Raw genomic sequence first — 13,064 nt, forward strand, 5'->3', positions numbered from 1 at the left:
ATGCGCCAGGCGAGGAGGCGTGCGGGGTACCGGGCGTCGTCCAGGGGCCGCTGGGCGACGGCGCGGAGGACTTCGACGGGGTCGAGGCCGCGGGTGTCGGCGCTGGCGAGGGTGGCGGCGAGCGCCTCCCAGTCGGCGGCGTTGAGAATCCGGTCGGCGTGTTCGGGCAACACCACGCGGACGACACGCTCGTACCGGAGCCGGACCGCGGGGCTGGTGGGTCCGGCCCGTTTGACGGTGGCCAGGGCCGTGGTGGCCGCTTGGTCCGCAGCCACGTGGAGGTGGGTGAGGGCGTTGCGTGTCGCGGTGACCTGCTGGTCGTGGTGGTGCAGGTCGTGCCATCGCAGGGCGGCGGCGGTGGCCAGGACGATCGTGTCGAGGAACAGGGCCAGAAGCGTGCCGTCAGTGCTGCTTGGTGGTGGTGTGCGGAGCATGGCTTTGACCGCTCCCCGCAGCCGGGCGGCGTGGTGGTTCTCGGCCTGGACGCGGGAGCGGGAGGCCCGTTCGAAGGTCGCTGCCGCCCGCCGGAGTTCCTCCCGGTAGGAGGCGGGAGCGAGCAGCGGGAGGGCGTCGAGGGTTTCGCCGAGTGCGGCGATGTGAGCCTGCGCGGCCGTCGCCCCGTCGTGGGCGAGAGCTCGGGGGATGTCCTCGGCGGCGGTGATCGCGTCCTGCCACGGGCGGGCGGTGGCAGCTGTGGCGGTCAGCCGTTCGCTGATCCTGGGCCACGACAAGTCCGGTGCGAGCTTTGACCCGGAGTACCAGATCGGCTCCGCCCCGCTGTTGGTGTCACCTTTCAGAGCGAGGGTGTAGCCGCGGACATCGCCGGAGGGGAACCGTTTGACGTCGACGAGCACCCCCTCGGTGTGCTCCAGCAGGACGAGAAACTCCTCCGCACTCCTCGCGGCGGCCACCGCCGTGCGGGCCGCGGTCCGCAGCTGCTCACGGGCGGTTGTCTGGTGGTCGGCGCGCTTGGCCTTCTCCTGCTCGGCGCGGGTGGGGCGTTTGGCGGCTGTGCGGTCGCCGCGCACGACCCGGTGCAGGCCGTATTCCTCCTCGACGGCGGCGAGTTCACGGTCTGCGGTGAGGTAGTCGTTCCAGTGCCGGGCACCCCGCAGGTCCGCCCGCACGGTGGTAGCGGCGATGTGGACGTGGTCGGGGGCGTGCCGCACGGCGACCCACCGGCACCCGTCCGGATCACCCTCGGGGGCGATACCGGTGGCATGAACGACCCGGCGGGCGACATCGGCCCACTGCTCGTCCGTGAGGATGCGGTCGCTCTCGGCGGCGCGGACCGAGCAGTGCCACACATGCTTCGCGCGGGCGCGGCCCAGCCTCTCGGCCTGCTTGACGTGCAGGTCGAGATCCGCGACCAGGAGCTTCCTGACCGCGTCGGAGTCCTCCGCGCGGCCGGGGTCGGGCGCGAAGCAGTCCCACGAGCCCACCAGATGCGGATCCGTGTGGCCCTTCGCCTTCGTGTCGAAGAGGTAGCGGATCAGGCCGGCGGTGCTCTTGCCGCTGCTGATCTTCGCGATCAACGGACGGCCCTCTTGCTGACCGCCTGGTTCGCCGCCCGTGCGATGTCCCGCACAGCCGCGCCTACGGCGGTCAGGGTGTGCTCGGTCTCGGCGAGCAGGGCGCTGTCCCCTGGGTGTGGGTGGCCGCCGGAGTTGATCTTCTTCGTGATCTGGTTGAGGTTGCGGCCGATGTGGGTGACCTGGGCGCGCAGCGCGTTGAGTTCGTCGATGTAGTCATCGAGCGGGGTGCGCTGGCCGGGTAGGGCGAGGTCACCGTGCACGTGGGCCATGACGACGGCGCCGACGTAGTGGGCGGCGGCGATGTTCAGCGACTGGGCCATGCCGAGGATGTCGGTCTTCTCATCGACGCTGTAGCGGACGTCGACGCGCTCTTTGCGCTGCTCGGTTTGGCGTTCGCGGCGGCGGGCGACACGGTGCAGCGCGGCGTGATCAGCAGCACGCGGCAACGGCACAACAGCAGACGCAGAGATGTCAGTGGGATCGTTCTGCTCGGGCACCCCCTGGTGCCCGAGCCCCTCCGCCACCCCCGGGGCGGAGACATCCCCGTTGGACCGGCCCTTGGACGGTCCAACGGCATACCTTGCTCGCGTTGAGGTCGGTGCGCAGTTGATCTCCTGCTCAACCGGCTGATGAGCCGGGGTCTTGCCGACGGGGTTCTGGTGCATGGTCGTGCTCCGGTTGTAGGTGGGGGAGGGCTCGTCACGTCCGTCGCATCCGTCCCGTTGCTGGTCGGAGCAGGTACGGGCAGGCGTGCAGGTACGGCTTGATCCGTTGCGGCGGGGAAGTCCGTCCCCGTTCTGACCTGCGTTGGGACGGATGCGACGGACTGATACGGCCCCAGGCGGGTGTGCGGTCAGCGGGCGCGCGTGGCGCTGGCGGTGCCGCCGACTGGGCCGACCGGCAGTGCCCCGGCCGGAGGGGCTGGTGGCCTGCCCTGGACCGGGCGGGCCATCTCTGTATCGCGCCAGGGTGTGGGTGTTGGCGTTGGCGGGGCGGGCTCGGGGCAGTAGCGGGCCCAGGCGTCGAGGAGCTGGTTGCGGGCGTATGCCTTGGCCTGGCGGCCGTTCTCGAAGCGGTAGTTGGCCGGGCCGATGTCGAAGTCCCTGAGCAGTGCTGCCAGGTGGTAGGCGTTGAGACCCTTGGTGCCGTAGTCCGGCCAGGGAGATTCGGCGTCCGTCAGGAGGGCGGCGAGCAGGTCGTGTGTCCGCAGGGCCTCTTTGTTGCCTCCCCGTTCGAAGATCCGGCGGATGTCGCGGAGCAGCCGTGTCTTCAGGGTGGTCTGCCCGTCGTGGACGGCCTGGTGCCGTGTCATGGCCAGGCAGGCGGCTCGGGCGCTGGCGGGCCAGTGGCCGCCGGCCAGGTCGGCGACGATCACCAGCGGCTCCCAGGTGTCCGCCGCCCGGTCTTCGACCGGCATCGTCGGCACCAGAGCGGCGGCCGTGCCGCGCAGCGGGGTCAGCCATGCGGTCAGCCGGTCGCGATGTGCGTTCAGTTCGGGGACGGAGTACCGCGAGCGGAAGGGGGTGATCCGCTCGCCGGGCTTGCGCTTCTGCATCCGGAGCACGACCGCGCGGTCCATGATCGTGTCGGGCAGGTCACCGATCCCGGCCAGTGCTGCCATGGCGAAGGTGGGGAACGCGGTCGGCTTGTGCTCCGGCCCGGAGACCCGCCAGGCGGGCCGGTTGCGCTGGTGCCCGGCGTTCAGCAGGCCGCGCAGATCTTCCTTCTCACCGGCCTTGGGGCCGAAGATCGTGTCCGCCTCGTCCACCAACAGTGTCGGCGGGTTCTTGCCGATGACGCGGAAGACCACGGCTGGCGAGGTGTTGACCGTCATCATCGGCTGGTGGACGGTCTCGTGGAGTACGTCCAGGACGCGGGATTTGCCGCATCCCTTGGTCGGGCCCACCACCGCCAACCGCGGCGCGTGCTGCAGCGAGGGCTGGATGTGGGAAGCCGCCACCCACAAGGTGACCGCGGTCAGTGCCTCCTCGCTCGGCAGCACGACGTACCGGCCGACCGTCGCACGCAATTCGTCCAGGATCGCGACTCCGGTCCCCTGGGGACCGGTCCCCTCCCGGTCCCCGGTCCCCGAGTCGTCGTCGGGGACCGTGTGCCCCCGCATGGGACCGGTCCCCAGAGAGCTGTGGGGACCGGTCCCCGCTCGGTCCCCAAGTGCGGTCCCCACCCGCTGGGGACCGGTCCCCGGGACCGTGGTGGCGGTCTTGGGGACCGACTGACCGTAAGTCCGGTGTGTGACTTCCGGTGGACCCTGACCGCCGTGATCCGCAGCGCTGGGACCGGCCTTCAGGCCGCTGAGCTGGTCGTTCCGCGTGCCAACGGATGTCTGGCCCGCAGGTAGATCATTGGTCGGTACGTCATTGACTGCCTGGTCCCCGCCATTTTCTGTCGGCAGATCAGCCTGGTTCACGGGCTGCTTCGAGCTGTGAGACGTGGGTCCCTGGCTGGGGACCGTGACCTGTGGCCAGGCGGCCTTGGGGGACGCGTTCGAAGCAGTGGGGGACGTGGAGTCCTCCATGGACTTCCTCTCTACGCGGGGGCCGGATTGGGCACGGCCAGGCTCCGCATTGGTCTGTTCGTTCGGGCGAGGGCAACGAGTTCGGGAGTCCTCGGTTTCTGTGAGTGGCTCTCTGGAGCGCCGGCCGCGCCTACGAGATGAGCCCCAAATCGTCCTGGCCCTCGGCCAGCGACCGTTCGTAGCGCAGCAGATCCGCCTCGGGGTACAGCACACGCTTGCCGATCTTGATAGCGCGCGGCCCCTTCCCGATCTGGCGCCAGTAACGAACCGAGCTGGCGGCCGTGCGGTATCGCTCGGCGACCTCATCTGTGGTCAGAAATCGCATGTTTTCCCTGATGGCTAGGAGGCTTTTCCGGATGCATCAATGGGACCCCTGGATCGCCGGTTAGGCAAACCGGCAAGTCCATGTTTCAATCGGGATAGCGAGTGTGAGGGTGGAGCTGCGATGGCAGGTGACGGACGGGCCGGTGGCGATGTGCCGCTGCTCTACAGCGAGGGGAACGCGGCGGCGCGCGTGGCGCTGGAACGTGAGGTGAGGGGATGGAGCACCATCGAACTCGCGGAACGGGTGACCAAGGCCGGTGTGAAGATGAACCAGACCGCGATCTGGCGCATCGAGAATGGCGAGCCGCGCCGTCGCATCAACCTCGACGAGGCGCTCGCGCTCTCGCGGGTCTTCGAACTGCCGCTCGAAGAGCTGATGTCCCCACCCCTGGAGGGGCTGGACGCCGGCGTCAGGCGGCTCGTCCAAGAGGCTGTCGAGGCGTACTTCGAGACCCGTGACGCCCAGGACCGGCTGCACGGCGCCGTTGTCGCCATCGCCCAGTACATCGAGGCCCAGCCCGACAGTTCGGGGGCCATCCACGAGCAGTGCCTTCGCCTCATGGGCGAGGAACGCGACGCCCGCACCCTCACCGAATACATCGAAGGTGGCGGCTATTACCAGTAATCCCGAAGAAGGAGGCGCCACTTGGCCAACATTCAGAAGCGAGCAAACGGCAAATGGCGGGCACGCTACCGCGACCTGGCCAGTAAAGAACACGCCCGCCACTTCGACCGCAAAGCCGACGCCCAGCGCTGGCTAGACGAGGTCACGACCAGCCTGGTCACGGGTCTGTACGTCGACCCGCGTGCTGGAAAGATCTCCTTCGAGAAATACGCGACGCAGTGGCAGGGGCAGCAGATCGCCGGCGAGGCGGGCACCCGTATCACCGACAACGCCCTGCGGCTTCACCTAATACCCGCGCTGGGCGCGTACACGATGGTGTCCCTGCGGCGGACCCACATTCAGGCCCTCTTCAAGCAGCTTTCCGAGCAGCTGGGGCCCGGCAGCGTGCGCAACGTCTACGACGTCCTCGTCCGCGTCGTGACGGCAGCGGTCGATGACAAGGTCATCGCCGCGAGCCCCTGCAAGCGGATCACTCTCCCGCCCCTCTCGGACGACGAGGTCGCACCGCCCACCGTCGCACAGGTTCAGGAAATGGCCGACGTCATGCCGCCGTATCTTCGCGCCGCGATCGTCGTCCTGGCCGGATCAGGCTTGCGCGTAGGCGAGTTGCTCGGCCTGAAGGTCTCGGATGTCGACTTCAAGCGCGGCACGATCCGCGTCGAACGTCAGCGGCTGCAGTCCGGCCTGATCGGCCCGCCGAAGACCGGCAAGTCCAGGCGTGCGGTTCCGGTCGGCGAGGTCGTCACCGACGCGCTGCTCGGGCATCTCGCCGCGCGGCCGTCGAAGGAATGGCTGTTCACGATGGAGGAGGGCGAGCCCCTCAACTACCGCCGTTGGAAGACCGAATGGAACTGCGCCCGTAGGGCGCTCCAGGCGGCGGAGAACCAGGCGGCCGACCGCGAAGGCCGCAAGCCCGTCACGCTCCCGCACCTCGTGACCCATGACCTGCGGCACTTCTACGCCTCCGCGCTCATCGGCGGCGGCGCGAGCGTCAAGCAGGTTCAGCTCGTCCTGGGCCACGCGTCCGCCGTCATCACCTTGCGGATCTACGCGCACCTTTGGCCGGGCGAAGAAGACCGCACCCGGGCCGTCATGGACGCCGTTCTCGGCGGCCTGCGGACCGGGTGCGGACCGGTAGGCGATATGACCCGCGAAACCGCAGGTCAGACGGCCTAGCCATAGATCAAGCCTTCTTGGTCTCCCAGAAGATCTTGTCGATCTGGGCGATGTAGTCCAGGGCCTTCTGGCCCGTCGCCGGGTCCGTCGAGCCCTTCGCGGCCGACAGCGCCTTCAGGGCGTCGTTGACCAGCTGGTGCAGCTCCGGGTACTTCTCGAAGTGCGGGGGCTTGAAGTAGTCGCTCCACAGCACCGAGACGTGGTGCTTGGCGAGTTCGGCGCGCTGTTCCTTGATGACCGTGGCACGGGCCTGGAAGTGCGCGTCGTCGTTGCCCGCCATCTTTTCCTGGACGGCCTTGACCGACTCGGCTTCGATGCGGGCCTGGGCGGGGTCGTACACGCCGCAGGGGAGGTCGCAGTGCGCGCTGACCTTCACCTTGGGTGCAAACAGGCGGGAAAGCATGGAGCTGTCCTTCCTCGTGATCGTCTTCTCAGGTGGGACATTACTCCGTGAGAAGCCGGATTTCGCGAGTGCCCCCTAGGGCTTAGGACAAAAGTCCGGGGTCGGATCGGGACCGGCGGCGGAACGTACCGTGGGACCGGGAGGTGCCGGATGACGGAGCACGGGCGCGAGCCGAGAGCGCTGTTGGGGATCGCGGAGGTGTCTGGACCGTCCATGTATCCCACCCTGAAACAGGGCGATCAACTGCTGGTGCACTACCACGCACCCGTGAGGGCCGGGGACGTCGCCGTACTGAAACATCCGCTCCAGCAGGATCTGCTCATCGTGAAGCGGCTGGTCGAGCGACGCGACGGCGGATGGTGGGTGCTCGGGGACAATCCGGGCGCCGAAGGGGACAGCCGGGTGTTCGGGGCCGTCCCCGGCGAACTGCTGCTCGGCCGGGTGCGGGCCCGCTACCGGCCGCGCGCCGAGGATCAGCGGTCCGTGGCCGGCGCGCTCGCGTGGGCCTTCTCCGCGCTGCGGCCCGTGCTGTCCGACCGCTCCGTCTCCAGGCGTTTGCGGGCCCGGTAGGCGGCGACGTTGGCGCGGGTCGCGCAGCGGTCGGAGCAGTAGCGGCGCGAGCGGTTGGTCGAGGTGTCGAGGTAGGCGTTGCGACAGGGCGCGGCCTGGCAGAGGCCGAGCCGGTCCACCCCGTACTCCGTCAGATGGAACGCCAGGCCCATCGCGGCGATCGCGGCGAACCCGGACGTCGCGTTCGACGAGTGCTCCGCCAGATGCATGTGCCAGCGCGGGCGCCCCTCGTCGTCGAGGAAGTCGTGGCCCGAGATCTGCGGGCTGACGGGGAACTCCAGCAGCAGCGAGTTGAGCAGGTCGACGGCGTGCGTCGCCTCGTCCTCGTCGGCCGCCGTGAAGATCGCGCGCAGCCGTCCCCGTACGGAACGGAAGCGGGTGACGTCCGCCTCGGTGGCCCGGCGCGATGCCTGGGTGGACTCGCCGAAGAGGGCGCGGACGGCTTCGACCGAGGTCAGGGTGTCCGTGCCGCGGGCCGGTTCCTCGGTGTTGACCAGGCGTACGGCGTAGTCCGAGTAAGAGGCCAGTTCCACTTGTAGTCCTTACGGCAGCGGTCTAGTGTCGACGTAATAGCTGTACTCGCCTACAGGGTATTACGGAGCGGAGGGTTTCGATGGTGGACACGGGGACGGACGCGGGGACTGCCGTGAGCGGGGCGCCCACGCCGGAGCGGGTCCGCTGGCGGGCCTGGCAGGACAGCTGGGACCGCCAGCAGGAGTGGTACATGCCCGACCGCGAGGAGCGCTTCCGGGTGATGCTCGACATGGTCGAGGCCCTGGTGGGACCCGAACCGAGGGTGCTCGACCTCGCGTGCGGCACGGGCAGCATCACCGACCGGCTCTTCCACCGTTTCCCGGCGGCCACCAGCACCGGCGTCGATCTCGACCCCGCGCTGCTCGCCATCGCCGGCGGCTACTTCGCCGGCGACACGCGCCTGACCCTGGTGCGGGCCGACCTCAAGGACCCCGGCTGGACGGCGAAGCTGCCGTACGAGTCGTACGACGCCGTCCTCACCGCCACCGCGCTGCACTGGCTGCACAGCGGACCGCTGACCGTGCTGTACGGGCAGATCGCCGGTCTCGTCAGGCCCGGCGGCGTCTTCATGAACGCCGACCACATGACGGACGACAGCACGCCCCGTATCAACGCCGCCGAACGCGCCCACCGGCACCGTGAGATGGACCGCGCCAAGGCCGAGGGCGCCGTCGACTGGGCCGACTGGTGGGACCTCGCCGCCAAGGACCCGGTGCTCGCGGGCCCGACCGCCGAGCGGTTCGCGATCTACGGCGAGCACGCGGACGGCGACACGCCCTCCGTCCAGTGGCACGCGAAGACCCTGACCGACGCGGGCTTCGGCGAGGCGCGCCCGGTCTGGTCCTCGCCGTCGGACTCGCTGATGCTCGCCCTGAAGTAGCCGGCACACAGGAGGGGTGTCACGGGCCCGACGGCCCGTGACACCCCTCCTCCCGGCGTCTACAGAACCTTCGACAGGAACGACTTCGTCCGCTCGTGCTGAGGGTTCGTCAGCACCTCGCGCGGGTGGCCCGACTCCACGACCACCCCGTCGTCCATGAACACCAGCGCGTCTCCGACCTCGCGGGCGAAGCCCATCTCGTGCGTCACGACGACCATCGTCATGCCGTCCTCGGCGAGATCGCGCATCACGTCCAGGACATCGCCCACCAGCTCCGGGTCGAGCGCCGACGTCGGCTCGTCGAAGAGCATCAGCTTCGGCTCCATCGCCAGCGCGCGGGCGATCGCCACCCGCTGCTGCTGACCGCCGGAGAGCTGGGACGGATAGCCGTCGGCCCTGTCCGCGAGCCCCACCCGGTCCAGCAGCTTCCTGGCCCGCTCCCTGGCGACCGCCTTCGGCTCACGGCGCACCTGCATCGGTGCCTCCATGATGTTCTCGATGGCCGTCATGTGCGGGAAGAGGTTGAAGCGCTGGAAGACCATGCCGATGTCCCGGCGCTTCAGGGCCACTTCGGAGTCGCGCAGCTCGTACAGCTTGTCGCCCTTCTGGCGGTAGCCGACCAGCTCACCGTCGACGTACAGCCGCCCGGCGTTGACCTGCTCCAGATGGTTGATGCACCGCAGGAAGGTCGACTTGCCGGACCCGGAGGGCCCGATCAGACAGAAGACCTCGCGCGGCGCGACCTCCAGGTCGATGCCCTTGAGGACGTGCGCGGCGCCGAACGACTTGTGTACGGCCTCGGCCTTCACCATCGCGGTCATGCGGTGCCTCCGTTCGGGCGGCCCAGCGACAGCAGATTGGCCCTGATCTTCTGCAGCGGGGTCTGCGGCAGGGTGCGCAGCGAACCACGCGCGTAATGCCGCTCCAGGTAGTACTGACCGATGCTCAGGACCGAGGTCATGAGCAGGTACCAGGCGGCGGCGAGGAACAGCATCTCGACCGGGGCGCCCGACGTCTGCCCGATGTCCTGCGCGTATCTCAGCAACTCGTAGAACTGCACGGTCGCCACCAGCGACGTCGTCTTCAGCATGTTGATGACTTCGTTGCCGGTCGGCGGCACGATCACCCGCATCGCCTGCGGGATCACGATGCGGCGCAGCGTCTTGGCGTGGCTCATGCCCAGCGCGTGCGACGCCTCCGTCTGCCCCTCGTCGACCGAGAGGAGACCGGCGCGGCAGATCTCCGCCATGTACGCGGCCTCGTTGAGGCCCAGACCCAGCAGCGCCGTCAGGAACGGCGTCATGAAGCTGGCCCAGTAGTCCTTGTAGACCGGCCCGAGGTTGATGTACTCGAAGACCAGACCCAGGTTGAACCAGACCATGAGCTGGACGAGGACCGGCGTACCGCGGAAGAACCAGATGTACGACCACGCGATGGACGACATCACCGGGTTCTTCGACAGCCGCATCACCGCGAGGACGATGCCGCCGACCACGCCGATGGCCATCGACAGGACCGTCAGGATCATCGTCTGGCCGACACCCTTGAGGATGCGGTCGTCGAAGAAGTAGTCCGGTACGGCGCCCCAGTTGATCTTTCCCTGGGAGAAGGCGTAGATGATCGTCGCGAGCAGCGCGAGAGCGACGACCGCGCTCACGTACCGCCCGTAGTGCCGGACCGGGATGGCCTTGATGGCCTCCGGCCCGGCGGATCCCGCCGGTGGCGCGTCGGACGGGCCGTCCGACTTGGATATGTCAACAGACACGGTGCTGCCTTTCGGAGCCGGGCGGATCAGGTGCCGGCGTTGATCGTGGCTTCCTTGACCGCGCCGGCGTCGACGCCCCACTTCGCGATGATCTTGTCGTACTCGCCGTTCTTGATGATCGCGTCGAGCGCGGCCTGGAGCGCCTTGCTCAGCTCGTCGTTGCCCTTGGCGACCGCGATGCCGTACGGGGCGGCCTCGATCTGCTCACCGACGAGCTGGAAGTCGTTGCCGCCGCCCGAGGTCTTCACCGCGTACGCCGCGACCGGGAAGTCCGACGAACCGGCGTCGGCGCCACCGGCGCGCAGCCGGGTCTGGGCGAGCTGGTCGTTGTCGAACGCCTGGATCCCGATGGCCTTCTTGCCGTCGTCCGTGCACTTCTTCGACTCGGCCTTGGCCAGGTCGTGCGAGACGGTGCCGCGCTGGACGACCATCTTCTTGCCGCACAGGTCGGCCCAGGTCGTGATGCCCTTGTCGTCGCCCTTCTTGGTGTAGATCGAGACACCGGCGGTGAAGTAGTCGACGAAGTCGACACCCTCGCCGACCTTCTTGCCGGTCTCGGAGTCCACGCCGTCCTGGCGGGCCTTGGTGTCGGTCATGGCCGACATGGCTATGTCGTAGCGGTTGGAGCGCAGACCCGTGAGCAGCGTGTCGAACGTGCCGTTCTGGAACTCGAACTTCACACCGAGCTGCTTGCCGAGCGCGTCGGCGATGTCGGGGTCGATTCCGATCGTCTTGCCGGCGTCGTCCTTGAACTCGACCGGCGGGTACGCGATGTCCGAGCCGACCCGGATGACGCCCTTGTCCGCGATCGCCTTCGGGAGCTGATCGGCCAGCGGGGCGCTCTTCGTGGTCGCGGGGGAGTCCTTCTTCCCGCTGTCGGTCTGGTCGCCGCAGGCGGTCAGCAGGAGTGACCCGGCGACCGCGATCGCGCCGACCGCGGCGATCCGGGACTTCCCGGCGGTGGTACGACTGGTGAAGCTGGCGGTCATGATGAGGATCCTCCGGCGGACGAGGGACTTACCACGCGGTGGGCACGCGCCATCGAGTGTCGCGACCGTGTGTGATTGATTAGGGCATCTTGCCATTCGGACTGGTCCGATCAGGGGGCCCGTCATGTCAAAATCGGATAACGGGTGACCCCCGTGTCCCGGCGGACCGGCACATCATGACCGGACCATCTGCGGGAATGCCTTCTTCCGGCCGGACGATCTCCGCCCCGTCCGGTCTCTCCGGACGGTTTCGTGTCGTGCGGCGCAAGTGTCCCGAAACTCCGCTATGAGTCATGTCACCGCTTGTAGAAGGAGACGCGGACATCCGGCCCGTCCGGTATGAAGGACAGCTACACCCCTCATCCGGGGCTCAGGGCGCGTGTGCGGCGCGCCCGCGCGTACGCACATCCTCCTGTTCGGCGTCCCAACCGCCGATAACAGGTCACGTACGCGGTGCCCGCCCACCCCTCCGTAACCCAGGAGTGGACACCCTCAACTGATGAAGAGACTTAAGGGGTCAAAAACATGGCAGCGGAGATCGTGAATCCTCGCAGCGAGAGCGACAGCGAAGGCGCGACCGACGAGCCCTTCGATCCGGCGTTCGCGCTCCACCGCGGCGGGAAGATGGCCATCCGGTCCACGGTGCCCGTCCGGGACAAGGACGACCTGTCACTCGCCTACACGCCCGGGGTCGCCAAGGTGTGCACGGCGATCGCCGAGAACCCGGAACTGGTCCACGACTACACCTGGAAGTCGCAGGTCGTCGCCGTCGTGACGGACGGGACCGCGGTCCTGGGTCTCGGGGACATCGGACCCGAGGCGTCGCTCCCCGTGATGGAGGGCAAGGCGATCCTGTTCAAGCAGTTCGGCGGCGTCGACGCGGTGCCGCTGGCGCTGGCCACCACCGACACCGACGAGATCATCGACACCGTCGTGCGGCTCGCGCCGTCCTTCGGCGGGGTCAACCTGGAGGACATCTCGGCGCCCCGCTGCTTCGAGATCGAGCGCAGGCTCCAGGAGCGGCTCGACATCCCCGTCTTCCACGACGACCAGCACGGCACGGCCGTCGTCACGCTCGCCGCCCTGCGCAACGCGGCGAAGCTCACCGGGCGCACGCTCGGGGACCTGCGCGCCGTCATCTCCGGTGCGGGCGCGGCGGGCGTCGCCATCGCCAAGTTCCTGCTGGAGGCGGGGATCGGCGACGTGGCGGTCGCCGACCGCAAGGGCATCGTCAGCCCCGACCGCGAGGACCTCACCGACGTCAAGCGCGAGCTGGCCGAGCTGACGAACCGCGCGGGGTTCTCCGGCTCGCTGGAGGCCGCGCTGTCGGGCGCGGACGTCTTCATCGGCGTCTCGGGCGGTACGGTCCCGGAGCCGGCGATCGCGTCGATGGCGCCGGAGTCGTTCGTCTTCGCCATGGCCAACCCGAACCCGGAGGTCCACCCGGACATCGCGCACCAGTACGCGGCGGTGGTGGCGACGGGGCGCAGCGACTACCCGAACCAGATCAACAACGTGCTGGCGTTCCCGGGGATCTTCGCGGGCGCGCTCCAGGTGCGGGCGTCGCGCATCACGGAGGGCATGAAGATCGCGGCGGCGCTCGCGCTGGCCGACGTGGTCGGTGACGAGCTGTCGGCGGACTACGTGATCCCGTCGCCGTTCGACGAGCGGGTGGCCCCGGCGGTGACGTCCGCCGTGGCGGCGGCGGCGCGGGCGGAGGGGGTTGC

At 68.8% G+C, this 13,064-nt stretch carries 14 protein-coding genes; 5 read left to right on the top strand and 9 right to left on the bottom strand.

The window, feature by feature from the left end:
- The 4 genes from GXP76_RS28595 to GXP76_RS28610 all read right to left on the bottom strand — a co-directional run.
- Positions 1-1,535: relaxase/mobilization nuclease domain-containing protein (locus GXP76_RS28595; protein ID WP_242574510.1), on the bottom strand; the 1,535-nt coding region annotated here is incomplete at its 3' end.
- Positions 1,532-2,200 carry a plasmid mobilization relaxosome protein MobC gene (gene mobC, locus GXP76_RS28600; RefSeq protein ID WP_242574511.1) on the bottom strand — a complete coding sequence of 223 codons (669 nt, stop codon included), beginning with the start codon at positions 2,198-2,200 and terminating at the stop codon, positions 1,532-1,534. The genes mobC and GXP76_RS28595, both read right to left, overlap by 4 nt.
- Positions 2,201-2,388: 188 nt before the next feature.
- Positions 2,389-3,657 carry a DUF3631 domain-containing protein gene (locus GXP76_RS28605; protein WP_242574512.1) on the bottom strand — a complete coding sequence of 423 codons (1,269 nt, stop codon included), beginning with the start codon at positions 3,655-3,657 and terminating at the stop codon, positions 2,389-2,391.
- 544 nt (positions 3,658-4,201) lie between these two features.
- Positions 4,202-4,396 (bottom strand): AlpA family transcriptional regulator, encoded by a 195-nt coding sequence (locus GXP76_RS28610; RefSeq protein WP_242574513.1) that lies wholly within the window; start codon positions 4,394-4,396, stop codon positions 4,202-4,204.
- Positions 4,397-4,516: 120 nt separating this feature from the next.
- On the opposite strand from GXP76_RS28610, the gene GXP76_RS28615 reads away from it, so the two are divergent.
- Both GXP76_RS28615 and GXP76_RS28620 read left to right on the top strand, forming a co-directional pair.
- A complete protein-coding gene (locus GXP76_RS28615) occupies positions 4,517-5,020 on the top strand; it encodes a helix-turn-helix domain-containing protein (protein WP_242574514.1) in 504 nt (167 codons plus the stop codon).
- A gap of 21 nt (positions 5,021-5,041) precedes the next feature.
- On the top strand, positions 5,042-6,196 hold the full coding sequence (locus GXP76_RS28620) for a site-specific integrase (protein ID WP_242574515.1): 1,155 nt from the start codon (positions 5,042-5,044) through the stop codon (positions 6,194-6,196).
- Between the two features lie 7 nt (positions 6,197-6,203).
- On the opposite strand, the gene sodN is transcribed toward GXP76_RS28620, so the two are convergent.
- A complete protein-coding gene (gene sodN / locus GXP76_RS28625) occupies positions 6,204-6,599 on the bottom strand; it encodes a superoxide dismutase, Ni (RefSeq protein WP_078075133.1) in 396 nt (131 codons plus the stop codon).
- A gap of 150 nt (positions 6,600-6,749) precedes the next feature.
- Between sodN and sodX the strand changes: the two genes are divergently transcribed.
- Positions 6,750-7,169, top strand: coding sequence for a nickel-type superoxide dismutase maturation protease (gene sodX, locus GXP76_RS28630; protein WP_242574516.1), 420 nt, complete (start codon positions 6,750-6,752; stop codon positions 7,167-7,169).
- On the opposite strand, the gene GXP76_RS28635 is transcribed toward sodX, so the two are convergent.
- Positions 7,073-7,702 (bottom strand): ABATE domain-containing protein, encoded by a 630-nt coding sequence (locus GXP76_RS28635; RefSeq protein WP_242574517.1) that lies wholly within the window; start codon positions 7,700-7,702, stop codon positions 7,073-7,075. The two genes, sodX and GXP76_RS28635, sit on opposite strands and share 97 nt — an antisense overlap.
- Before the next feature lie 80 nt (positions 7,703-7,782).
- Between GXP76_RS28635 and GXP76_RS28640 the strand changes: the two genes are divergently transcribed.
- Positions 7,783-8,583, top strand: coding sequence for a trans-aconitate 2-methyltransferase (locus GXP76_RS28640; RefSeq protein WP_374362934.1), 801 nt, complete (start codon positions 7,783-7,785; stop codon positions 8,581-8,583).
- A 59-nt stretch (positions 8,584-8,642) separates the two neighbouring features.
- Here GXP76_RS28640 and GXP76_RS28645 read toward each other — a convergent pair whose 3' ends face one another.
- Genes GXP76_RS28645 through GXP76_RS28655 form a run of 3 tightly spaced genes read right to left on the bottom strand, consistent with a single transcriptional unit; the run spans position 8,643 to position 11,337 of the window.
- Entirely contained in the window at positions 8,643-9,404 is a 762-nt protein-coding gene (locus GXP76_RS28645) for an amino acid ABC transporter ATP-binding protein (protein WP_277993940.1), read from the bottom strand.
- A complete protein-coding gene (locus GXP76_RS28650) occupies positions 9,401-10,348 on the bottom strand; it encodes an amino acid ABC transporter permease (RefSeq protein WP_242574518.1) in 948 nt (315 codons plus the stop codon). Before GXP76_RS28650 ends, GXP76_RS28645 begins: the two co-directional genes overlap by 4 nt.
- A 26-nt stretch (positions 10,349-10,374) precedes the next feature.
- Positions 10,375-11,337: an ABC transporter substrate-binding protein gene (locus tag GXP76_RS28655; RefSeq protein WP_242574519.1), complete on the bottom strand. Its 963-nt coding sequence runs from the start codon at positions 11,335-11,337 to the stop codon at positions 10,375-10,377.
- Positions 11,338-11,862: 525 nt separating this feature from the next.
- On the opposite strand from GXP76_RS28655, the gene GXP76_RS28660 reads away from it, so the two are divergent.
- Positions 11,863-13,064 (top strand): NADP-dependent malic enzyme (locus tag GXP76_RS28660; protein ID WP_242574520.1); only part of this gene is annotated, 1,202 nt, incomplete at its 3' end.

This window comes from Streptomyces sp. NP-1717 (assembly GCF_022695985.1).
Classification (GTDB): domain Bacteria; phylum Actinomycetota; class Actinomycetes; order Streptomycetales; family Streptomycetaceae; genus Streptomyces.

Coding starts and splice junctions, on each gene's coding strand:
- mobC (WP_242574511.1), bottom strand. CDS start 2,200: ATGCACCAGAACCCCGTCGGCAAGACCCCGGCTCATCAGCCGGTTGAG.
- GXP76_RS28605 (WP_242574512.1), bottom strand. CDS start 3,657: ATGCGGGGGCACACGGTCCCCGACGACGACTCGGGGACCGGGGACCGG.
- GXP76_RS28610 (WP_242574513.1), bottom strand. CDS start 4,396: ATGCGATTTCTGACCACAGATGAGGTCGCCGAGCGATACCGCACGGCC.
- GXP76_RS28615 (WP_242574514.1), top strand. CDS start 4,517: ATGGCAGGTGACGGACGGGCCGGTGGCGATGTGCCGCTGCTCTACAGC.
- sodN (WP_078075133.1), bottom strand. CDS start 6,599: ATGCTTTCCCGCCTGTTTGCACCCAAGGTGAAGGTCAGCGCGCACTGC.
- sodX (WP_242574516.1), top strand. CDS start 6,750: ATGACGGAGCACGGGCGCGAGCCGAGAGCGCTGTTGGGGATCGCGGAG.
- GXP76_RS28640 (WP_374362934.1), top strand. CDS start 7,783: ATGGTGGACACGGGGACGGACGCGGGGACTGCCGTGAGCGGGGCGCCC.
- GXP76_RS28645 (WP_277993940.1), bottom strand. CDS start 9,404: ATGACCGCGATGGTGAAGGCCGAGGCCGTACACAAGTCGTTCGGCGCC.
- GXP76_RS28655 (WP_242574519.1), bottom strand. CDS start 11,337: ATGACCGCCAGCTTCACCAGTCGTACCACCGCCGGGAAGTCCCGGATC.